The sequence below is a fragment of the Limnobacter olei genome, from assembly GCF_029087225.1.
GTDB classification, from domain to species: Bacteria; Pseudomonadota; Gammaproteobacteria; order Burkholderiales; family Burkholderiaceae_B; genus Limnobacter; species Limnobacter olei.
On sequence record NZ_JARFJD010000009.1, the window covers coordinates 21102 to 42991 of the forward strand.

A 21890-nucleotide genomic window follows, 5' to 3' on the forward strand; every position below is an offset into this window, starting at 1 on the left:
GTTCCGTGCCTGGTGTTTTTGATGTGAATTACCTTGTATGCTCTTGCTTTGCACTTTTGCTTTTCACATCGAATGTTATTGAACCACGAATCCAGTCAACTTGTTCTAATCGATTATCAAGAAAAACTGATGCCGGCCATTCACCAGGCCGATGAAGTTTATAAAAATGCCCTGATATTGGCTACCTTGGCCAAAAAGCTGCGTGTACCCGTGTTTGGTACCGAGCACATGCCCGACAAAATTGGCCCTTTTGTGCCTGCCCTTGGAACATTGTGCAAAGCCACCATGCGTAAAACCCACTTCAGCGCTTGCCCTGAGGGCTTGATTGATTTGTTGACTAGCAAAGCACCAGCTGGCAACGCACGCAGCTTGCCCAAGCATTTACAAAAGAACAACCTGGAATCAGAGCGACCCAGTATTGTGATTGCGGGGGTCGAGGCACATGTGTGTTTGCTTCAAACCGCGCTCGACTTATTGAACGAAGAAATGGAAGTGTGGGTAGTCACGGATGCTTGTGGCTCGAGAACCGATCGAAATCGTGATGCAGCCTTTGATCGTTTGGCTGGTAATGGTGCCGAATTGGTGACCACCGAAATGGTGGTATTTGAATGGTTGGAAAGTGCAGAAAACGAGCACTTTAAGTTTGCACTTGACCTTATTAAGTAATCAATTTAATTTCGCATTTGTGATTAATAATAATATTAATTACAATTGGGCTTGTTAATAATTTTTTTAAAAAGTAAAAATGAAAAAACTAAACTTATCTGCTTTAAGTGCTTCTGAACTTCAGCAATTGAAATCAGACATTGAAAAAGAATTGAATGAACGCAGTTCAAAATTGCAAGCCATCGAAGAAGTCAAGAAGCTCGCTGCTTCAAAAGGTTTGAAACTTGAGGAGTTGTTTGCCGAACTGGGTGGATCCAAACCCAAAGGCAAGCGTGAATTGGGCCCAGCGCCTGTGCGCTTCCGTCACCCCCAAGATTCTTCACTCACTTGGTCTGGTCGCGGCAAGCGCCCGAACTGGATGAAGGAAGCCATGGCTAAAGGCATGTCCGAAGACCAAATGCGTGTCTAACATTGTTTTTGGGAATATGAAAAAAGCCGCCGGTGGTCACCGGCGGCTTTTTTTATTGAGTGCTGCTTGGCTTAATTGATTACTTCCCCAAGCCGCGTGCCAAGTCTTTCTTCAAGTCGGCAACATCTTCCAGCCCAATCGCCAAACGAATAAGGCCTTGCTTGATGCCCGCGGCTTCGCGTGCTTCCGCGCTCAGGCGTCCGTGGGTTGTGGTACCGGGGTGCGTAATGGTGGTTCGCGTATCACCCAGGTTCGCAGTAATTGACATCAGCTGGCTGCTGTCAATTACATGCCAAGCCTTGGCGCGTGCTTCGTCTTCGTTCGCTGCTTTCACTTCAAACGACACAATGGCACCGCCAGTTTTCTGCTGCTTCATGGCCAGTGCATGTTGCGGGTGGCTTTCCAGACCGGGGTAGTAAACCTTGCTCACCGCAGGGTGTGCCTCAAGCCAGCTTGCAATATCAAGTGCCGCCGCAGATTGCGCCAGCATGCGAATGTTCAGCGTTTCAAGACCTTTGAACAGCACCCAGGCATTGAATGCAGACAACGTAGGGCCCGCTGTGCGCAGCACGGGAAGAATTTTGTCTTTCAGCAAGTCCTTTGGTCCGCAAATGGCGCCGCCTAGTACTCGGCCTTGGCCGTCCAGGTACTTGGTGGCGGAGTGAATGATGATTTCCGTGCCAAAATCGACCGGCTTTTGCAAAGCGGGTGTGCAAAAGCAATTGTCCACCACGTTGTAAATGCCGTGTTTTTTGGCCAGATCGCTCAGCGCACGCATGTCCAGAATTTCGGTGAGTGGGTTTGACGGCGTTTCGCTGTAAAACAGCTTGGTGTTGGGCTTGATCGCCTTTTCCCAGGCTTCCATGCTGGTACCGTCTACGAATGTGGTTTCAATCCCGAAACGGGAAAGGATGTTCACAAACAACTGCACGGTTGCGCCAAACAAAGCCTTGGAAGCAACAATATGGTCGCCCGCATTCAACAAGCCCATGCAGGCTGTAGTAATGGCGGCCATGCCGCTAGACGTGGCCAGGCAATACTCGGTGTCTTCCAGCACAGCCAGGCGTTGCTCAAACATTTGCACACTGGGGTTGGTAAAGCGCGCGTACACATTGCCTTCTTCGGTGCCAGCAAAGCGGGCTGCGGCTTGCGCTGCATTGTCGAACACAAAGCTGGAGGTTAAAAACATCGCCTCGGAATGTTCGCCAAACTCAGTGCGGTGGCTGCCTGCTCGAATGGCCTGCGTGGCGGTGGCCCAGTCGGCCGGGTTTGCCTTGGGTTTGTTGTTGCTCATGATTGCAGTCCTTGCGCAATTCGAGTTTGTACAGTGTGCTTGCCCAATAAATTCATGACTTTGTCAATTGAAGGCGTTTGCGTAATGCCAGTCAACATCAAGCGCAGCGGCATTGCAAGCTTCGGCATTTTCAGGCCATGGTTTTTAATCGTGGCTTTCACCAAACCATTCAGTGCTTCCACATTCCATTCCACGGTGTTCAAGCCTTCGTTGAAGTCGGCCAGTGCTGCGCGCACGCCTGCTTCGTCCAGCATGGGTTTCAATTCCTCGATATTTACACTGGGCACCTTGTAGAACAGTGCTGCTTCGTCGCGCAATTGCACCAAGGTGGAAGCGCGCTCCAGCACCACATCCAGCACATCGACCAGTTTGGGGCCTTCAGCTGTATTCACACTGTCTTTCTCAAGGCGGGTTTGCAAATCAGAAAGCAACATCGCCTTGGGGGCTTGCTTCATGTAATGGGCATTCACCCATTTCAGTTTTTCCGGGTCAAATTGGGCGGCCGATTTGGACAGGTTGGTCGAGTCGAACCACTCGACCAATTGTTCACGGCTGAACAGTTCATCATCGCCGTGGCTCCAGCCCAAGCGAGCCAGGTAATTGATCATGGCATCGGGCAAAAATCCTTCCTCGTGGTACTGCACCACACTCACCGCACCGTGGCGCTTGGAAAGCTTTTCGCCATCTGGTCCCAGAATCATGGGGATATGGCCATACACAGGTTGCTCACCACCCAACGCTTTCAAAATATTGATTTGGCGCGGGGTGTTGTTGATGTGGTCATCGCCGCGAATCACATGGGTAATTTTCATTTCCCAGTCGTCGACCACCACGCAGAAGTTGTACGTGGGCGTACCATCCTGACGGGCGATAATCAGGTCGTCCATTTCTTCGTTGTTGATTGAAATGGGGCCTTTCACCAAGTCGTCCCAGCTTACCGCGCCGGTCAAGGGGTTCTTGAAACGCACAACCGGTTTCACATCGGCAGGCGGGGCAGGCAACTCCTTGCCTGCTTCTGGGCGCCAAGTACCGTCATAACGAATGCGTTGGCCATTTTCCCGTTGCTTTTCACGCATTTGATTCAATTCTTCTTGCGTACAGTAGCAAAGGTAGGCATCGCCTTTTTCCAGCAGTTTGTCGATCATGGCACGGTAGCGGTCCATGCGCTGCATTTGAAAAAACGGGCCTTCGTCGTAATCCAGATTCAGCCAGGCCATGCCATCCATGATGGCCTGAACGGCTTCGGGAGTAGATCGCTCAACATCGGTGTCTTCCACACGAAGAATGAACTGCCCCTTGTGATGGCGGGCAAAAGCCCAACTGTACAAGGCGGTTCTGGCGCCACCCAAATGCAAATAACCTGTTGGGCTAGGGGCAAAACGGGTGCGAACTGTTTGATTTTGGCGATCTGTTGACATGGATTAGTGACTTTTTTTCAAAGAACTCATATTATAAGTTCAAGTAAATTCTTAGGTTGCGGCAATAGGTTATGGCAATGCACAATTTCGACCGGCGTTCATTCATCAAAGCAGTAAGTACTTTGGCTGTTATTGGCTCGGTAGAACCCTTTTTGAACCGTGGCGTATTGGCCGCTGGTTCGGATCTGGAGCCGCCGCCCGATTTGTTCGATCCGGGACTGGTTGACCTGACCTTTTGGTTGCAACCGCGCACCCTTGAAATGGTACGCCCACAATCGGGCGAGCGCTTGAACATTACCTACTGGAAAGACGGACATCTTAACCCAATCGCCTATGAACAGATTTGTGGATTGCTTCGAGACGTGCAGGCAAATCAGATTTTCCGCATGGACACTCAAATTATCGACACGCTGTGGGCCGCGCAGGCTTTTGTGCGTCGCTACGGCTTTGTGGCGCCAGTTGAAATTACCTCCGGTTATCGCAGCCCCAAAACAAATGCCCGTCTAATCGAGAAAGGTCTGCCTGCAGCCCGCAATTCCCTGCATTTGAAAGGTCAGGCCGTAGATTTTCGACTGCCCGGCTTGCACCCCAAGGTGTTGGGTGAACTGGTTGAGGGATTCCGTGCTGGTGGCGTCGGCTTCTATTTCCGAGTTGGTGCAAAAGGTGGCTGGATTCACGCTGACACTGGTCCGGAGCGTGTTTGGCGTGGTTAAATAAAGACATCTAAAAAAACAACAGTGCGAGGGTGGTTTTTTGGTAGTTTTCGGTCGCATTACAGGCAGTTTCGCAGTGGCGGTGGCTTTGTCCCTCTCGCTTAATGCATGTGGCAAGGCGCCCAACAATCCGTATGTTGAAACCTCGCAAGACAAAAAGCTAAACACCCTTTACACCGCCTTCACGGCTCGCCCCAAGCATCTGGACCCCGCGCAGTCTTATACATCGGATGAAGCGGAATTCACTTACCAAATTTACGAACCACTGTTTCAGTACCACTACTTGAAACGGCCGTATCAGCTTGAACCTCTCGCCGCCGCCGAAATGCCTGTTCCGGTGTATCTGGATGAAGCTGGCAATGTGCTGCCTGACGATGCACCGCTGAATGCAGTTAAAACCAGTGTGTACACGATTAAGTTAAAACCTGGCATTCAATATCAACCGCATCCCGCCTTTGCGAAAGATGCCCAGGGCAATCTTCTGTATCACCGGTTGGGCGATGAAGCCCGCAAGTACAGCAGCCCCTTGCAGTTTGAGCAGCAGGGCACGCGCGAGTTAACTGCGCACGATTATGTGTACGAAATCAAGCGCCTTGCCAGTTCCCGAATCGTGTCTCCAATTCTGGGGCACATGGGCGATTACGTGGTTGGCCTGGGCGAATTGTCGAAAACCTTGCAAGAACACGACAAAGCGCTGAAAGAGAAAATCCAGAAAGAAACCGGCAGTGCCTTTCCACCCGCCACCGCTGATCTGCCCTGGCTTGATTTGCGCCAATTCGATTTGCCCGGTGCCAAGGCGCTGGATGACCACACGCTCGAAATTCGGGTGAACGGCAAATACCCCCAGTTTATTTACTGGCTGGCCATGCCGTTTTTTGCACCCATCCCTTGGGAAGCAGATGCTTTTTACAGTCAAAAAGGATTCATAGAAAACAACCTGGTGCTGGATTGGTGGCCCGTGGGCACTGGCGCGTACATGCTGACCGAAAACGACCCGAATTCCCGAATGGTGTTGTCGCGCAATCCGAATCACCGCGGTGAGCCGTATCCAAGCGAGGGCGAGCCGGGTGACGAGGCCAAAGGTCTGCTGGCCGATGCCGGCAAGACCATGCCTTTTATTGATCGTGTGGTGTTCACGCGCGAGAAAGAGGGCATTCCGTATTGGAACAAGTTTTTGCAAGGCTACTACGACACCTCGGGTGTCAGTGCCGATACATTCGATCAGGCAATTCGCGCCAGTGCCGACGGCGATGCCGCCTTGACGCCGGAAATGGCCGAGAAAGGCATTCGGCTGGAAACTTCATTGGCCACCAGCATGTTCTATTTGGGTTTCAATTGGCTAGACCCGGTGGTGGGGCCAGGCAATTCGGCCGAAGAAGCGCGCCGTGCCAAGTTGCTGCGCCAAGCCATTGCAATTGCCATGGACTGGGAGGAATTCTCGCAAATTTTTACCAATGGTCGAGCAGTGCCAGCCCACGGCCCGGTGCCGCCTGGCTTATTTGGCTACGAGGAGGGTGAGGCTGGCTACAACACGCAGGTGTACAACCTGGTGGATGGCAAGCCGGTACGCAAGCCAGTTGAAGAAGCCTTGGCCTTGTTGAAACAAGCAGGTTATGACAATGGAATTGATCCAAAAACGGGGCAACCCTTAACCTTGGCGCTCGATACAACTGGTGGGGGTCCAGGCGACAAAGCCCGCTTCGATTGGTACCGCAAGCAGTTCTCCAAGCTGAATATTCAATTGGATATTCGCGCCACCGACTGGAACCGTTTTCAGGAAAAAATCCGCAAGGGCAATGCTCAAATTTTCTTCCTGGGGTGGAATGCCGATTACCCCGATCCCGAAAACTTTTTGTTCCTGCTCTACGGCCCCAACAGCCGCGCCAAAACTGCAGGGGAGAATGCCTCGAACTATTCCAACGCGCAATATGACGCCATGTTCGAGCGCATGAAAACCATGTCCAACAATGAAGAGCGTGCCGCGATTATTTCGCAGATGACCGACCTGGTTCAAGACGATGTGCCCTGGTTGTTTGCATTCGTGCCGCAACAGTTTGGATTGATTCACGAATGGTACGGCAACGTGAAACCCAATGATCTGGCCCGCAACAACATCAAATACAAAACCATCGATACCGCCAAACGCGATGCGGCCCGAAAGGAATGGAACCAGCCTGAATGGTGGCCTATTCCAGTGTTGTTGCTTGCACTGGTCCTGTTCATTTGGCCCGCCTGGGCCGCCTGGAAGCGCCGTGAACAAGCCATGGGTATTCGCGAAGACTTGGCTGCGACTGTGCAAAACCTCACGGGGGGCAAGCGCTGATGGGTAACTATTTGCTGCGCCGTGTGCTGTATGGCCTGCTGGTATTGTTGGGCGTGAACCTGATCACCTTTGTGCTGTTTTTTCAAGTGAACAGCCCCGATGACATGGCCCGTTTGGCTTTGGGTGGCAAGCGGGTTGCGCAAGAATCGGTTGATCAATGGAAGCGTGAAAAAGGGTACGACTTGCCTTTGTTGTACAACAGCCAGGCTGAAGGTGTTGCCAAGTTCGGTGAAACCATTTTCTTTCAAAAATCGGTGCCCATGTTTGTAGGCGAATTTGGCAGTTCCGACGATGGCCGTAATATTGCCAATGAAATTGTGAAACGTGCGGGGCCTAGTCTTGCCTTGGCTGTGCCCGTGTTTGTGCTGGGTCTCTTTCTGAATATTGTGCTGTCGCTGTTGCTGACCTTTTTCCGTGGTACTTACCTTGATTTAACCGGTGTAGTGCTGTGCGTGTTGGCCATGTCGATTTCCGGTTTGTTTTACATTATTGGCGGGCAGTACCTGTTTTCTAAAACATTGGCGCTGGTTCCAATCTCAGGTTACGACTCGGGCTCGGATGCTTGGCGCTTTTTGATTCTGCCGGTCATTATTGGCGTGGTCAGTGGTTTGGGTGGCGGTACTCGCTGGTACCGCACCATTTTCCTTGAAGAAATCAACAAAGACTATGTTCGCACAGCGCGTGCCAAGGGTTTGTCTGAAGTACAGGTGCTCGGCCGCCATGTGTTGCGCAATGGTCTTATTCCAATTCTGACAGGTTCAGTCACAGTCATTCCCCTGTTGTTCATGGGCTCGCTGATTTCTGAATCCTTCTTTGGTATCCCAGGCTTGGGCAGCTACACCATCGAGGCCATTCAGTCGCAAGATTTTGCAATTGTGCGCGCCATGGTATTCATTGGTTCGGTGCTTTATTTGGTGGGTTTGATTTTGACTGACATTGCTTACACCATCGCGGACCCTCGGGTTCGATTGGCATAAGGGGAGCAGGTCGATGATGCCCACTCTACTACTCACTGATGCGCTCATCTGGCTGCTGGTATTTGGCGTGCTTGCGTATGCCCGCAGCGTTGTTAAAAATCCGCTTTCACGTGCCTCGTGGGGCTTGGTGTTCCAATCGAAAATTGCCAGTGCCAGTTTGGTGGTTCTGTTGTTGGCGGTGCTCATCACCCTGCTTGACAGTGTTCATCTGCGCTTGAATGCGGAACAGCAAAGCCGTTACGCCAGCCCCATTATTTCTGTGCTCGATGTGGCCTTGGGCCCCTTGGCCTACCAGCGCGAGAAATCGTATTCAGCACCACTGGCCACTCGTTCCTTGAGCAAGGAAACCATGGAGGTAGACGGCAAACCCGTGCGTGATTACGCCCGTTTGCAGTTTGGCGGTGCGCATTTAATTGATGAAAGCATGAAGGAGCAAGACCTGCTCAAGCGTGCTTATCAAGGCGCCTTGGGTGGTGCGGTTCTTTGGGCATTTTTCCTGGCAGCCTTGTGGATCATTCGCAGGGCTATGGCACAGGCGGATCATCAAAACAGCATTACCGTATTCACTGGCAGTGGTGCTTATCAGGCCGTGGTGTGGACCTTGTTTGTACTCTGTATTGCGGGTGGCGTGGTGTGGAAGTGGGCCGAGGCTTACCATGTGCTGGGTACCGACAAAGTGGGCGTGGACGTGTTTTACATTGCCTTGAAAGGCCTGCGCACTGCCATGCTGATTGGTTTGCTGACCACCTTGCTTACCCTGCCTGTGGGCATTGCCTTGGGCTTGGCTGCGGGTTATTTCCGTGGTTGGGTCGATGATGTCATTCAATACATCTACACCACACTGAATTCAATTCCCTCGGTGTTGTTGATTGCAGCCACGGTGTTGATGCTGCAGGTGGCACTGGATGCCAACCCGGATGCCTTCGCGTCGTCGATTGAGAAAGCCGACCTGCGCCTGTTTTTCCTGTGTGCCATTTTGGGTTTGACCAGCTGGACCGGCCTTGCCAGATTGATTCGCGGCGAAGTGTTGAAAATGCGCGAGCAAGATTACATTCTGGCCGCACGTGCCAGTGGCGTGTCCAGCGCAAAAATTCTGTTCTCGCATTTGCTGCCCAATTTGATGCACCTCATTTTGATTGCCATGGTGATGGATTTTTCAGGCCTGGTGTTGGCCGAGGCAGTGCTCAGTTATGTCGGCGTGGGTGTAGACCCCAGCACATTCAGTTACGGCACCATGATTAATGCAGCACGACTTGAGCTAAGCCGGGAACCGATTGTGTGGTGGAGCCTGGTGGCTGCATTTGTATTCATGTTGCTGCTGGTGCTATCAGCCAACCTGTTTGCCGACGCCGTGCGCGATGCGTTTGATCCACGCGCGCGCCAGTTAAAACAATCTTTGGTAAGGGTGTAAGCGTATGAGTTTGCTCAACATCCACGGACTTACCACCCGCTTGGCCAGTGAGGCTGGTTGGGTGCATGCGCTCGACGATATTTCACTGGCCATTGAAAAGGGCCAAACTTTTGCCTTGGTGGGTGAATCGGGTTGTGGCAAGTCCATGACCGCGCTCAGCATTGCTCGCCTGCTGCCAGACAGTGGCGCAATTGTTGCCGGGCAAGTGAGGTTAAATGAGAGTAGTGCAGGTGCAAATTCAAACAGCACCGATGTGTTGCGCATCAGCGAAACGGCCATGCGTACCTTGCGTGGCAAACGAATTGCCATGATTTTTCAGGAACCGGGCACAAGCTTGAACCCAGTGATGACGGTGGGCGACCAGTTGACCGAAATTATTTGTTTGCACACTGGGGCCAACAAGCCACAGGCATTGAAAGAGGCCCAAGAGTGGCTGGGCCGGGTGGGTATTCCCGAGCCCAAAAAGCGTTTGCAGCAGTACCCATTCGAAATGTCGGGTGGGCAGAAACAGCGAGTCATGATTGCCATGGCCCTGAGTGTCAAGCCTGACTTGCTGATTGCGGACGAACCCACCACCGCACTGGATGTGTCCATTCAGGCGCAAGTACTTGATTTATTGAAAACCCTGCAGCGCGAGCAGGGCATGGCCATGCTGCTGATTACGCATGACCTGGCGATTGTGAAGCAAATGGCAGACACGGTGGGGCTAATGTACGCTGGCCAACTGGTTGAGAAAGCCAGCACCGAAGAGTTTTTTGCTGCACCACGCCACCCTTATGCGCATGCACTGGTGAAGTCCTTGCCCAGTCAGGCCCAGCGCGGCAAGGCTTTGTATGCGCTTGAAGGGCGTGTTCCATCGCTGGTGAATCCCAAACCTGGTTGCCGGTTTGCGGCCCGTTGCCTGCACGCGCAAGAAAATTGCAGCCAAAGCACACCACAATTGCTTGCGGCCACACAAACCCACACCGTGCGTTGTTTTTACCATGCCGATTTGTCGTTCACAAAGCCTGGCGAAGGTGGTGTGAACTCGGTGGGCGGCAGTTTTTCAGGCGCAACTTCGAGGGTGGTGTTGCAAACAGTGTCTTTGTCGGTGGCTTATCCTGAAAAGGGTGGTTTTCTGCGAAAGCATTTCAAACCTGTATTGAACAAACTCGACATCACCTTGCTACAAGGCCGCACCGTGGCTTTGGTGGGCGAATCGGGTTCAGGTAAAACCACGGCAGCCCGCGCCTTGCTGGGACTGTTGGGCAGCAATGCGAAAGTAGACGGCGATGTGCTGATGGATAGCAGACCGCTTCGCCAATGGGCAGAGCGTGGGCCGAACGGCTGGCGTTCAAAAATTCAATTTGTATTCCAGGATCCCTTCGCTTCGCTCAATCCACGCCATCGAATTGCTGAAATTCTAGAAGAGCCATTGCTTAGTTTGCGCCCCGATCTGGATGCGACTGCCCGCAAGGCTCGTGTGCTGAAAGTGATTGACCAAGTCAGCATGCCCGAGGAGGCCCTGGCCCGTTTTCCTCATGAATTCTCGGGAGGTCAACGCCAGAGAATTGCGATTGCCCGAGCCTTGGTTTCAGAGCCCAAAATATTGATTTGCGATGAACCCACTTCAGCGTTGGACGTGTCGGTCCAGGCTCAAATCTTGAACTTGCTGAAACGCCTGCAAACAGAAACCGGCGTAGCCATGTTGTTCATTACTCATAACCTGGCTGTCGTGCAGTATCTGGCCGATGAGGTGGTCGTATTAAGGCATGGGGATGTAGTCGAGCGTGGTTCGGCCGAGCAGTTATTTGCCAACCCCCAACATGCGTACACCCGTCAATTGATTGATGCGGCCCCGGTGTTGTAACTCGTCAGGATTCCCAGTTGCCGGGCTTTGGGGCGTGTGGAATGTTCAACTTCATGCCAGGTTTGATGAGTTTTTTCTTGCTCAGGCCGTTGAGTCTTTGTAAGGATTTCACACTCACATCAAAGCGTTGGGCTATTTCTCCCAAGGTATCCCCTTTTTGTACCGTGTAACTGCGTTGGGGGTTTGAAGGTTTGTACTGTTTCAGGCTGGCCTGAATTTTTGCACTGTATTCAACTGGCACCAGCAGGGTATTGCTGTGGGCAGCATACAAAACTGGTTGATTCAAACCAGGATTCAGTTTACGAATCAGTTCCAGTTCAACGCCCGCCAGGCGGGCAATCTCCCGAAGGTCAACATCGGCGCTGCGTTTGATTTCAGCAAAGTAAGGTTTGTTTGGAAACTTGGGTAAAGTCAGGCCAAAACGTTCCGGGCTTTGAATCAGGTTCTTCAAAGCTTGTAGTTTTGGTATGTAATGTTTCGTTTCAAGGGGCAACTCAAGGTTGTCCAGTGTGGGTTCAAGCCCTGCTTCCTGTGCTTTTTTAACGGCCCTGAGTACCGAACCTTCGCCCCAGTTGTAAGAAAGCAAAGCCAGGTGCCAATCGCCATGCATTTCGTAAAGATAGGTCAGGTAGTCCAGTGCTGCGCGGGTGGAGGCGACCAGGTCCCGTCGTTCATCAACCCATTTGTTTTGTTTCAAGTCAAATTGACGTCCCGTGCTGGGAATAAACTGCCACAAACCCTCGGCGGCTGAAGGTGAGCGTGCATGCGGGTTGAACTGGCTTTCGATGAATGGCAGCAAGGCTAGCTCAGACGGCATGCCACGTTTTGCGCATTCCTGGGCGATGAAGTAAAGGTAGGGTTCGGAGCGCTGCAACATGTTGTTCACCATGCGCTTGTTTTTCAGCAAGGCGCGTTCGCGAACTTGCACTGCCTGCGTTTCCAGGTCAGGCACCGAGAACCCCTTTCGGATGTCTGCCCATACGTCGCCAGCTTCTTCGGCAAAGTCCAGCGTAATCAAGTCGTTGGGTCCGGACATTCTCAATTCTAGACCGGGGTTGGGCGCAATCAATCCAAATAGTTGAACCTCTTCGTTGTCCGCATTCAACGCTATTTCGGCTTGTTGGGTATTGGCCCAAGTCAGGCTAGGGGAGACGCTGATCCCGACAAATACACCCATCATCGCCCGGAAACCACCGCTGGTGGCCACTTGGGCGAATCTCTTGATTCCATTTTTAAATGAATCGAATTTCAAAGGGCAGGTGTGCCTGGCAGGGCAAAGAGCGAAACGAAGATGCATCCTATGTTGAACTTTTGTGTAGGTCAATCGAGAGTTGACCCATGCCCCAGCCCGAGTGATACCTCTTGAATTATTTCAAATGAGAGTTTTTGTAAAAAACTGTTAACTGATTATCGCAATCAGAAATTGTCTTTTGCTGTGCGTATTTGTTTGAATTCAATGGGATTTGTAGCATTGATGAACAAATTGCTGAGCCGCTCAACACCCAGCGTTGTCGGAATAGTGCTTAAGCCTTGCTCCCGAATTCTTCGGACTTCAATTTCTCGTGCTTCAATATTTTTGGAGTCGGGTGAATAGGCCCTGGCGAATCGCAGATTCGATTCGGTGTACTCGTGCGCGCAGAAAACACGGGTGTTTGCCGGAAATTGATTGAGTTTTTGAATGGATTCAAACATTTGTTCAGCGCTGCCTTCAAACAGGCGCCCACAACCGCCCGAGAACAAGGTGTCACCTGGAAACATCCACACCTCTTCACTGTTCATGGTGTCTTTCAACTCAATCACATAAGCCAGGTGGTCCACCGTGTGACCGGGTACCTCAAATACCCGAGCTATCAGGCAGTGCACATCCACCGTGTCACCTTCGCGTACGGGGCGGTTGATCTGTGCAACCCGTCCACTGGCCGGGCCGTACACGGGCAAGTCTTTTGCGGCTTTGCTCAGGAGCGCATCAATTCCCCCTATGTGGTCCATGTGGTGATGGGTGACCAAAATACCGCTAAGATGGTAACCACGAGAATCCAGAAAATCTTGAACTGACTTGCTGCAGCCCGGGTCTACCACCATGCAAGCCTTGCTGGGTTCATGAACAATCGCCCACAGGTAGTTGTCCTGAAAGGCCGGGATGCCATAGACCGACCAATTCGACACTTGAGAAGACTTGAATGATTCCATCTGAACCCCTGAACGACTTGAGTACACAACAAGCACAAATGTTAGCACTCGATGCCTGGTTGAACACGCCAGCGGGCCGGTACTTCACAAGTCGTGAACAGGCGTGGATTGATTCTGTGGTGCCCGACCTGTTTGGTTTCCGGGCCGTGCAATTGGGTACTCGGCTAGTGGATGGTCTGAAAGAAAGCCGCATTCCCCACAAGGCCTATGTGCAGCAGGGCTTGGTGGCCAGCAAACCCGATGGGGTGGAAATGATCACGCCCGATTGCTTTGCCGAGTTTGAAGAGTTGCCTTTTGAGAGCCAGTCGCTGGACATGATTGTGTTGCCCCATGTGCTTGAATTCTCTGAGGATCCGCACCAGCTGTTGCGGGAAGTAGAGCGCGTGTTGATGCCGGAAGGCAGGGTAGTCATCACCGGTTTCAACCCGATGTCGCTGTGGGGCCTTCGCCATGCCGCCTTGAAACGCTGGGCACCGGTTTGGCCCGATGGGTGCGAGCCGATTCATTTAAGCCGCCTGAAGGACTGGTTGAAACTGTTGTCCTGTGAACCCGAGTTTGGCCGTTTTGGTTGCTACCGTTTTCCGTCGTTTACTGACAAGGGTTTGAGCCGGATGGGTTTCATGGAGCATGCAGGTGACCGCTGGTGGCCGGTGTGTGGCGCTGTCTATTTTGTATGTGCAGTCAAAAGGGTGCGTGGCATGCGTTTGATTGGCCCGGCTTTTAAAGACAAAAAAGTATCAGCACGCCAACTAAAACCTGTTGCCAATAAGGCGCTGAATAAAACACCTACAATAGGCGACCGTGGATAAGGCCAACAGGATTGAATTGTGACTGAACAAAGAATCGCCAGCGTCGTGATGTATGCCGACGGGGCTTGCAAGGGCAACCCAGGGCCAGGCGGTTGGGGTGTGTACTTGCAATCGGGTGAGCATGCCAAGGAATTGTGCGGCGGAGAGTTGAACACCACCAACAACCGCATGGAGTTGACCGCTGTAATTGAAGGGTTGAATGCTTTAAAGAAGCGTTGCAGCATCGACGTGTACACCGATTCGCAGTATGTGCGTAAAGGTGTACTGGAGTGGATGCCAAAGTGGAAGATGAACGGGTGGAAAACCTCGGACAAAAAGCCGGTGAAAAACGCCGACTTGTGGCAAATACTCGATGAGGCCAGTGTTCGTCATTTGGTACGCTGGCACTGGGTGAAGGGCCATTCTGGCAACCCTGGCAACGAGAAGGCCGATGCCTTGGCAAACCTTGGTGTAGAAAAGGCGATGAAACAATGAGATACGTAGTACTGGATACAGAAACAACCGGCCTGGAAGTTAGGCAGGGCCACCGCATCATCGAAATTGGGTGTATTGAAGTGAATGGTCGGCAGGTGACTGACCACCATTTTCACCAATACATCAACCCCGAGCGTGAGGTTGATGAGGGCGCATTCCAGGTGCATGGTATTTCCGATGAAATGCTGGCCGACAAGCCGAAATTCAAGCAAATCGCCAAAGATTTTCTTGATTTTGTGCAGGGCAGTACCCTGATCATTCACAACGCATCATTCGACATCGGTTTTCTGGATGGTGAGCTTGAACGCCTGGGCTTGGGCAAGATGGCCGACTATGTGGACGGCGTAATCGATTCACTGGGCATGGCCCGTGAAATGTTCCCGGGCAAACGCAACAACCTGGATGCGCTGTGTGACCGCCTTGGGGTGAATAACGCACACCGTCAGCTGCACGGGGCGCTGCTGGACTCGCAAATTCTGGCGGAAGTGTATTTGGCGATGACCCGCGGGCAAGACAGTTTGGTAATCGATCTGAATGCGCATCATGAGGATGATGGTGTTGAACGCATCAAACTGGGCGCCTTGGATCTGCCAGAACCTGAGCCCAGTGAGGAAGAGTTGGCCTTGCATGAGGCTTATCTGGCAGATATCGAGAAAGCGGCGAAAGCCCCTAGCGTATGGAGCAAAATCAGCCAGCCAGCTGACCAACAAGCAGTTTAAGGAGGTTTGCCATGAAAAAGGCAATTGCATGGGGTGTGGGCATTTTGGTGGGCGCGCCAGTGGTTTTGGCGGCTACCGCAGCAATCTTGGTGAACACAATTGACCAGCAGGCCTTGCTGAACAAAGCCAGTGCGGTTGTTAAACAAAAGCAGCAACGCGATTTGGCGTTCACCGGTCCCGTGCAGCTCAAGTGGTTCCCTTCCATTGGCGCCGATTTGAACGGCGTCACTCTTTCTGAATTCCAAAGCAATGATCAATTCTTGAAAGCTGACAAAGTCAGTATTTCACTGGCTTTGTTGCCGCTGTTAAGTTCAGAGGTGGTGGTAGACGCGGTACAAGCAAGCGGTGTCACCGTGAATGTGGTGAAAAATGCCGATGGCAAGTTCAACTTCGATGATTTGAGCAATCCTGAAACAAACGATCAGCCTGAGCAAGAAATGGAAGATGCCCCGGCGGAGGGTGGACAGGCCGTGAATTTTTCAGTGGACTCGATTGCACTTGAAAATCTGAATGTGACGTATGCTGACAAGCAGACCGGGTTAGAGGCCTCGCTGAACAACTTCGCCATGCAAAGCGGTCGCATTGAGCAGGGGGTGCCCACAGACATTGCATTGAAGGGCAATGTGAAGGCCAACAAGCCACAGGCGGATTTGAATATCAACTTGAACACCCGTCTTGAGTTTGGTTTGGGTGAAAATCTGTATGCGAATTTTGAGAACCTGAAGTTTGCCGTGTTGGGCCAACTGGATCAGCAGCAAGCCGATGTGAATGTGCAGGCCAGTACCCTGAATGTGAACCCGAATACCTTGGAGGTTAAAGCGCAGTCGCTGGATGCCAAGGCCAAAGGCCAACTTCCCAACGTGGGGGCATTCGACGTTAGCCTAAGCTCGCCTTCACTGGAACTCAGTGACACTGTGGCGCGTGGTGAGGCATTTAACTTCAAGGCTGACCTGAAGCAGCCCACGCGCAGTATCAATGCCACACTCGATTTAACCGGTTTGCAGGGCAACTTGAGGCAGGCGGTGTCTGCAGCCTTGAACACCACCGTGAATATGGTGGACGGCGAACGCACTGTGAATTTGAAGCTGGCCAGCCCCATGAGCCTGAACTTGAAAAGCCAGTTGATTGAGTTGGCAGCCTTGACGGGTCAACTGGATGTGAAAGACCCGGCATTACAAAAAAAACAGGCGAGCATGCCTTTGGCAGGCCGTTTGGCGGTGAACAACACAGAAAAAACTGCCGAGCTGGATTTGAACTCGAAGTTTGAAGCAACCCGTTTTGATTTGAAAGCGGCTGTGAAAAATTTCAGCAAACCGGCGATCACCGCAGTGCTGAATGCAGACAAGCTGGACATTGATGCGTTGTTGCCACCCAAGAAAAACGCCAATACCGAGACCGCAGCAAGCTCGGGTGAAAAATCCAAAGACACACCTGTTGATTTGAGCCCGCTGCGCAATCTGAATCTGGACATCACCGCCAACATAGGTGAATTGAAAGTGTCGAATATTCAGGCCCAGCAATTGAAAACAAAGGCTGTGGCGCGAGGGGGCAAACTGACCATTTCGCCGCTGGATGCAAAGCTTTACGGTGGTTCAACCACGGGTGTGATTACCGCGGATGCGAATACTCAAACGGTGACCGTGAACCAGAACATGACCGGTGTTCATGTTCAACCTGTAATTAAGGCGTTGCTGGACAAAGACATGGTCGAGGGCAAGGGCAATGTGGGCATCAACATTCGCACCACGGGCAACACAGTGAACCAGATAAAAGCTGCCCTGGATGGAAAGGTTTCGGTGAGTCTTCAGGATGGTGCGATCAAAGGCATTAATCTGGCCGAGAAATTCAGAAATGCAAAATCCTTGCTGACGACCGGCAGCAACGCCACCCAAAAAACCGACACCACTCAGAAAACAGATTTCAGTTCATTGGCCGTCAGTTTTGACATTGCCAATGGGGTGGCTACCTCGAATGACTTGAATGTGATGGCCCCCTTGTTTCGAATTGGTGGCGCAGGGCAGGTGAATTTGATCAGCAACTCGCTAGACTACCTGGCCAAGGCCGCGGTGGTGGCCACCAGCACAGGGCAGGGCGGTAAAACGCTTGATTCTGGTTTGAACGGGGTGACTGTACCTGTTCGCCTGTATGGCCCGTTCACAGGCGTTCAATGGGAACTTCAGTTCAAAGAACTGGCCAAAGAGGCGGCCAAGGCCAAGTTGCAGCCCAAAATTGATGAGAAAAAAGAAGAGTTGAAAGGCAAGGCCGAGGAAAAGGTGAGGGACGCACTGAAAGGTTTCCTGAATCGCTGAGTTTCAACAAGTGGCAACAATCCCAGGGGCCCCATGGGGGTAGGTGCTTTGTGGGGCAATAGTTTGCTACCATCAAAGCAAATTATTCTTACAACGGTGTCCCTGTGTCCGAACCCGCTGGCTTGCCGGTTATTGAGCTGAGTTATGCTGTTGAGCTTTTGTCCAAAAAGCTCGAAATTCAGCCCACTGAAGCTGAGCAGTTAATTCGACTTGCAAAACTGGTTCGCTTGCCCCTTGGCGACACGTTGTTCGAGCAAGGTCAGCCCAGTCATCATTTTTATCTCTTGTTGCAAGGCCAGTTGAAAGGGCAACGTTTTCGCCCGGACGGCTTTCAAGACCTGGCCCTTTCTTTTTTCCCCGGCGAAATGATAGGCGAGCTTGGTTTTTTCGACCAAGCGCCACGTACAGTCACCATTTCTGCCCGCCGTGACAGTGTTCTGCTTGAAATTGATCAAACAGCCCTGGAGCAGTTTGGTGAGTTCAGTCGCTCGGTTTATCACCACCTGATCCGAATGCTTGTTTCCCGTTTCAAGCGTGAACTTGGCTACAGCGGCCCCTTGAAGCAACACCAGTTCATTTTGTTTCAGTCTTTTGTACGCCCTGAGGGTTTTGGCATGCAGGCCGTTGAAGGATTTCAGTCTGCCATGGCACGGCATTGTGAGTTGCGGCGCTGGAGACAGCTTGCTGATGTAACCCCGCCGCGTTCTGTCAGTGCCAAAGACTGGGTGGTTGAAATGATTGAGACACAACCTCTGGAGACTTTGGACGATCGCTTGATTGAAGAGCTTGATTGCATGGTGGTGATGCTGTGTGCAAGCACCTTGAATGATTCGCGCAGTTGCGACTTGTTGAAAGCCCAGTTGAAAAGCGCCGATGACGACTTGCCGGTGTGGTTTGTGCTGGTGCACGAAGCATCCTGGGTTGAGCAGTCGGTTGTACAGCGCATACACGCCAATTTTGGCAGTGGGTTCAAGCTGTTGCACGTTCGGCGTGGCCACCATTCCGACAACGCACGCGCTGCGCGGCACATTCTAGGGCTCACTTTGGGCTTGGTGCTGGGCGGTGGCGGTGCCCGCGGATTCGCTCATGCCGGTCTCTTTCAAGCACTTGAGGAGGCTGGCGTGGTCGTGGACTCGGTAGGGGGAACCTCAATGGGCGCGTTGGTGGGTGCGCTTATTTCCTCAGGGCGCTCGGCCGCCGATGTGAACAAGGCCCTTGCCATCAGTTTCAAGAAAGGTTTGCCATTCAAACTGACCGACTACTGGATACCCAAACATGGCTTTGTGAAAAGCAAGGCAGTCGACGAGGTGTATCAAAATGCATTTGGCAATTCGTTGATTGAAGATCAGCCCATTCCTTTTTTCGCTATCAGTTGCAATTTGACTACAGGCAACCAGTTTTTGTTTGAACAAGGCCCTTTGTGGAAGGCGGTGCGCGCAAGTACGTCTATTCCAGTGTTTTTTGAGCCTTTCATGGCGGGCAGGCACGTGATGGTGGATGGCGCACTGGTCAACAATGTGCCTGTTGATTGCATGCGTGCACGTGGCGCACGAAAAATTCTCACCGTGGACGTGGGCCTTGAGGAAGACATCACCGCGCACATGGTAGACGACAGTAATGTACAAATGCCGACCATGATGAAGTCGCTGATGCGTGTAATTGAACTTGGCGGTATTGAGAAATCACGACAGGCCAAAGTCAACAGTGACCTGTATGTTCAGCCTTCGATTGAAAAAATCGGATTGATGGAGTTTGAGCGCAGAGAAGAGATCGTTGCCTTGGGTTACGAGGCTGGGCGTAAAGCAATTCCAGATATACTGGCTTTGCTTCACAAAACTACATAACAACGCAGTCGTCATTCTTACGAGGCTTTGATGCAAAAACACTCTACGGTAGAGGTGTTGGGTTGCAGCGGCAGTATCGGTATTCCCGGACAAGGAACAACAAGCTTCCTGATCGACAATGATATTTTGATCGATGCGGGCACAGGCCTGTGCGAGCTCGATTTTGCCCGTCTAGAGCAAATTGAGCATGTATTCATTACTCATTCCCACCTCGACCACATCTGTGGCCTGCCCTTTCTAATCGACACGGTGGGAGTTGACCGCAAAAGTCCCCTGCGCGTGTATGCCACCCTCCCCACAATCAGGGCCTTGCAGCAACATATTTTCAATGAGGAAATATGGCCTGATTTCTCAAAAATTCCCACTGCAGAAAACCCGGTTCTGGAGTATGTTGAGATACAGCCTGAAGAAGAACTGGTGTTTGGTGAGCGCAGAATTTCCACCGTAGAGGTGGATCATACGGTACCGGCCGTGGGTGTTTTTTTGACTACTCCCACCGGGGGGTGGTGCTTCTCCGGAGATACTCACCAAACAGACCGGTTATTCACCCTTATCAACTACGCAAAAAAGGTAGATTATTTCTTTATTGAGGCTGCTTTTCCTGACAAGGAGAAATGGCTTGCAGATTTGGCCAAGCATTTGTGTCCAAGTTTGTTGTTTGGTGAGCTTCAAAAATTAAACGCAGCATGTGAAATCTGGATTAGCCATCTAAAACCCAGAGAACACGACGAGATTCAAAAAGAGTTACAGCAGTATCCGGGAAGCCAGCCGCTGCGCATTCTATCGGCCGGAATGATTTTTAACATTTAACGGTTACACCACAATTCTATGAAATTCAAATTTTCCGCAGTCGCCTGTGCAGTGGTGCTGTTGGTCAACTCGCATTTGCAGTTTGCACATGCGCAAACCCCGCCTGAGAGCACACCAGGTTCCCAGTCAAGCAACGACGAGTATCAGGAGCCACGTTTCACAGTGTCGGGTTTTGAGGTATTAGGCCCCGAATTGGTGCCTCGTGATCAGGTTATGGCTGTGCTCGGTGGCTTTTCAGGCCGTGAAATCACTTTTTCCGATTTGCGAACGGCCACCGCCGCTGTTGAGCAATTGCACGCCGAGGCGGGTTACGAAGTGGTTCGCGTGCTGATTCCTGAACAGGAAATCAAGCCTGGCGAACGTCTTAAATTGCAAATTGTTGATGCGCGGCTAGATGTGATTACTGTCGCGGGTAACGACTATTTCACCGCGGAGTCGATTCAGGAAAGCCTGGTGGTGCTGCAACCCGGTGCCTTGATCAACACTGTGGACATGGACAAAAACCTGCGCTTGATCAATGACAACCCAGCGAAAATTGTACGCGTACGCCTGGAGCCTAGCGACAAGCCGGGCTTGGTGGACGCGAAAGTGCAAGTGTCGGATCAAAACCCCCTGGCAGCGTACTTCACACTGGACAACTCTGGCACCAATGCCACAGGTGATTTCCGCATGGGCCTTGCCCTGCAACACAACAATGCTTTTAACAGAGGCCACATGGCCTCCTTTCAATACGTGACCTCGCCAGGGCGGTGGTCGGATGTCGAAGTATTCGGCCTGAACTACAAAGTACCGTTTTACAGCGTCAGTTCCATGCTTGAACTGGCTTACAGCGATTCGAATGTGGATGCAGGTAATTTAAGCGTGGGCTCAGGTCCATCGGCCAGTTCTGTATCGGTGGCCGGTGCTGGTACTACTGCTGCCATTCGTTGGGTGAAGCTGTTGGACCGCTTGGCCGGGTTCGACGCACGGCTTACCTTTTCTCACGAAATCAAGGAATTTGTGAGTCAGGTTCAACTGAACGGTTTTGGTCCCAGCCTGGTGCCAGAACTGGAAAGCAGGCCGGTGGGGGTGTCTTATTCACTCTCCGAGGCACTTGATTCGCGGCAGCGTACTTTTCAAATTGGGTACTTCAAAAATTACGTCACGGGTGGCAACAATTCGACCGCCAAGTACCGCATGACAAACCCGGCCGCCGAGGCCAATTTCGATGTGATTCGAGCCAATGCCAGTTGGTCCGAACTAGTGATGCCCGGCTGGCGCCTGACTGCACAGCTGGATGCACAACACACCGATTACTCACTCATTCCCGGCGAGCAATTTGGCGCTGGGGGTGTGTATTCCGTCCGCGGTTTCGAGGAACGGGTTATTTCTGCAGACCGTGGAACCCGACAATCACTCGAACTGATGGGCCCGAATGTCAGCAAAAGTTTCGGCAACTTGTTTGAACGTTTGCAGTTTGTTGGTTTTGTGGATGCTGCGCAGTTGAAGTTCAACAACCCCGTGTTCGGGTCCCCAGTTGAGCCGCATCTCATGTCTTATGGTGTTGGTGCCCGTTTTGCCTTCTCCCCAAAGCATCAATTCCGAGTTGACCTGGCCAAAGTTGTGTCAGGCGTGCCTATTCAACCGCATGGTGACGTGATGTTGCACGTCACTTTTGCCACTTCCCTGTAAGGAA

At 51.9% G+C, this 21890-nt stretch carries 18 protein-coding genes; 14 read left to right on the top strand and 4 right to left on the bottom strand.

The features are described from left to right. Positions 1–72 precede the first annotated feature (72 nt). Together PY990_RS06365 and PY990_RS06370 are read left to right on the top strand one after the other, a co-directional pair. Entirely contained in the window at positions 73–666 is a 594-nt protein-coding gene (locus tag PY990_RS06365) for an isochorismatase family protein (protein WP_275270905.1), read from the top strand. Between the two features lie 79 nt (positions 667–745). Then, positions 746–1075, top strand: a complete 330-nt coding sequence (locus tag PY990_RS06370) for an H-NS histone family protein (protein ID WP_275270906.1) — start codon at positions 746–748, stop codon at positions 1073–1075. A 79-nt stretch (positions 1076–1154) separates the two neighbouring features. Here PY990_RS06370 and PY990_RS06375 read toward each other — a convergent pair whose 3' ends face one another. Next, positions 1155–2369, bottom strand: a complete 1215-nt coding sequence (locus tag PY990_RS06375; protein ID WP_105028714.1) for an O-succinylhomoserine sulfhydrylase — start codon at positions 2367–2369, stop codon at positions 1155–1157. Continuing rightward, positions 2366–3787 carry a glutamate--tRNA ligase gene (gene gltX / locus PY990_RS06380; protein ID WP_275270907.1) on the bottom strand — a complete coding sequence of 474 codons (1422 nt, stop codon included), beginning with the start codon at positions 3785–3787 and terminating at the stop codon, positions 2366–2368. The genes PY990_RS06375 and gltX overlap by 4 nt, the downstream gene beginning before the upstream one ends. 77 nt (positions 3788–3864) lie before the next feature. On the opposite strand from gltX, the gene PY990_RS06385 reads away from it, so the two are divergent. The 5 genes from PY990_RS06385 to PY990_RS06405 are packed head-to-tail and all read left to right on the top strand — an operon-like array spanning position 3865 to position 11060. Further along, the gene (locus PY990_RS06385; RefSeq protein ID WP_275270908.1) at positions 3865–4500 is read left to right on the top strand and encodes a YcbK family protein; all 636 of its coding nucleotides are present in this window, start codon (positions 3865–3867) and stop codon (positions 4498–4500) included. Positions 4501–4558: 58 nt separating this feature from the next. Next, entirely contained in the window at positions 4559–6823 is a 2265-nt protein-coding gene (locus PY990_RS06390; RefSeq protein ID WP_413789509.1) for an ABC transporter substrate-binding protein, read from the top strand. After that, positions 6823–7800, top strand: a complete 978-nt coding sequence (locus tag PY990_RS06395) for an ABC transporter permease (protein ID WP_275270910.1) — start codon at positions 6823–6825, stop codon at positions 7798–7800. The genes PY990_RS06390 and PY990_RS06395 overlap by 1 nt, the downstream gene beginning before the upstream one ends. Before the next feature lie 13 nt (positions 7801–7813). Then, on the top strand, positions 7814–9211 hold the full coding sequence (locus PY990_RS06400; RefSeq protein ID WP_275270911.1) for an ABC transporter permease: 1398 nt from the start codon (positions 7814–7816) through the stop codon (positions 9209–9211). A 4-nt stretch (positions 9212–9215) separates the two neighbouring features. Beyond that, the gene (locus PY990_RS06405) at positions 9216–11060 is read left to right on the top strand and encodes an ABC transporter ATP-binding protein (RefSeq protein ID WP_275270912.1); all 1845 of its coding nucleotides are present in this window, start codon (positions 9216–9218) and stop codon (positions 11058–11060) included. 4 nt (positions 11061–11064) lie between these two features. Here the strand turns inward: PY990_RS06405 and PY990_RS06410 are convergent, their stop codons facing one another. Together PY990_RS06410 and gloB are read right to left on the bottom strand one after the other, a co-directional pair. Next, on the bottom strand, positions 11065–12267 hold the full coding sequence (locus PY990_RS06410; protein ID WP_275270913.1) for a transglycosylase SLT domain-containing protein: 1203 nt from the start codon (positions 12265–12267) through the stop codon (positions 11065–11067). 209 nt (positions 12268–12476) lie between these two features. Then, positions 12477–13250: a hydroxyacylglutathione hydrolase gene (gloB, locus tag PY990_RS06415; RefSeq protein WP_275270914.1), complete on the bottom strand. Its 774-nt coding sequence runs from the start codon at positions 13248–13250 to the stop codon at positions 12477–12479. Here gloB and PY990_RS06420 point away from each other — a divergent pair. From PY990_RS06420 to PY990_RS06450, 7 genes are all read left to right on the top strand, one after another. Further along, positions 13241–14059: a class I SAM-dependent methyltransferase gene (locus PY990_RS06420; protein ID WP_275270915.1), complete on the top strand. Its 819-nt coding sequence runs from the start codon at positions 13241–13243 to the stop codon at positions 14057–14059. The two genes, gloB and PY990_RS06420, sit on opposite strands and share 10 nt — an antisense overlap. Before the next feature lie 33 nt (positions 14060–14092). Further along, positions 14093–14533, top strand: coding sequence for a ribonuclease HI (rnhA, locus tag PY990_RS06425; RefSeq protein WP_205882538.1), 441 nt, complete (start codon positions 14093–14095; stop codon positions 14531–14533). Continuing rightward, entirely contained in the window at positions 14530–15252 is a 723-nt protein-coding gene (dnaQ, locus tag PY990_RS06430) for a DNA polymerase III subunit epsilon (protein WP_105028722.1), read from the top strand. Before rnhA ends, dnaQ begins: the two co-directional genes overlap by 4 nt. 11 nt (positions 15253–15263) lie before the next feature. Next, positions 15264–17561, top strand: coding sequence for an AsmA family protein (locus PY990_RS06435; protein ID WP_275270916.1), 2298 nt, complete (start codon positions 15264–15266; stop codon positions 17559–17561). 104 nt (positions 17562–17665) lie between these two features. After that, positions 17666–19405 (top strand): patatin-like phospholipase family protein, encoded by a 1740-nt coding sequence (locus PY990_RS06440; protein WP_275270917.1) that lies wholly within the window; start codon positions 17666–17668, stop codon positions 19403–19405. Between the two features lie 30 nt (positions 19406–19435). Next, positions 19436–20215: a 3',5'-cyclic-nucleotide phosphodiesterase gene (locus PY990_RS06445; RefSeq protein ID WP_275270918.1), complete on the top strand. Its 780-nt coding sequence runs from the start codon at positions 19436–19438 to the stop codon at positions 20213–20215. Between the two features lie 18 nt (positions 20216–20233). Beyond that, positions 20234–21886, top strand: coding sequence for a ShlB/FhaC/HecB family hemolysin secretion/activation protein (locus PY990_RS06450; protein ID WP_275270919.1), 1653 nt, complete (start codon positions 20234–20236; stop codon positions 21884–21886). Positions 21887–21890: the final 4 nt, after the last annotated feature.

What these genes read in the sequence shown, in the direction of transcription:
- PY990_RS06450 (WP_275270919.1), top strand. Translation starts at nt 20,234, where the DNA reads ATGAAATTCAAATTTTCCGCAGTCGCCTGTGCAGTGGTGCTGTTGGTC.
- PY990_RS06435 (WP_275270916.1), top strand. Translation starts at nt 15,264, where the DNA reads ATGAAAAAGGCAATTGCATGGGGTGTGGGCATTTTGGTGGGCGCGCCA.
- PY990_RS06365 (WP_275270905.1), top strand. Translation starts at nt 73, where the DNA reads ATGTTATTGAACCACGAATCCAGTCAACTTGTTCTAATCGATTATCAA.
- PY990_RS06385 (WP_275270908.1), top strand. Translation starts at nt 3,865, where the DNA reads ATGCACAATTTCGACCGGCGTTCATTCATCAAAGCAGTAAGTACTTTG.
- PY990_RS06445 (WP_275270918.1), top strand. Translation starts at nt 19,436, where the DNA reads ATGCAAAAACACTCTACGGTAGAGGTGTTGGGTTGCAGCGGCAGTATC.
- dnaQ (WP_105028722.1), top strand. Translation starts at nt 14,530, where the DNA reads ATGAGATACGTAGTACTGGATACAGAAACAACCGGCCTGGAAGTTAGG.
- PY990_RS06420 (WP_275270915.1), top strand. Translation starts at nt 13,241, where the DNA reads ATGATTCCATCTGAACCCCTGAACGACTTGAGTACACAACAAGCACAA.
- PY990_RS06370 (WP_275270906.1), top strand. Translation starts at nt 746, where the DNA reads ATGAAAAAACTAAACTTATCTGCTTTAAGTGCTTCTGAACTTCAGCAA.
- gltX (WP_275270907.1), bottom strand. Translation starts at nt 3,787, where the DNA reads ATGTCAACAGATCGCCAAAATCAAACAGTTCGCACCCGTTTTGCCCCT.
- PY990_RS06405 (WP_275270912.1), top strand. Translation starts at nt 9,216, where the DNA reads ATGAGTTTGCTCAACATCCACGGACTTACCACCCGCTTGGCCAGTGAG.
- PY990_RS06375 (WP_105028714.1), bottom strand. Translation starts at nt 2,369, where the DNA reads ATGAGCAACAACAAACCCAAGGCAAACCCGGCCGACTGGGCCACCGCC.
- PY990_RS06395 (WP_275270910.1), top strand. Translation starts at nt 6,823, where the DNA reads ATGGGTAACTATTTGCTGCGCCGTGTGCTGTATGGCCTGCTGGTATTG.
- gloB (WP_275270914.1), bottom strand. Translation starts at nt 13,250, where the DNA reads ATGGAATCATTCAAGTCTTCTCAAGTGTCGAATTGGTCGGTCTATGGC.
- PY990_RS06400 (WP_275270911.1), top strand. Translation starts at nt 7,814, where the DNA reads ATGATGCCCACTCTACTACTCACTGATGCGCTCATCTGGCTGCTGGTA.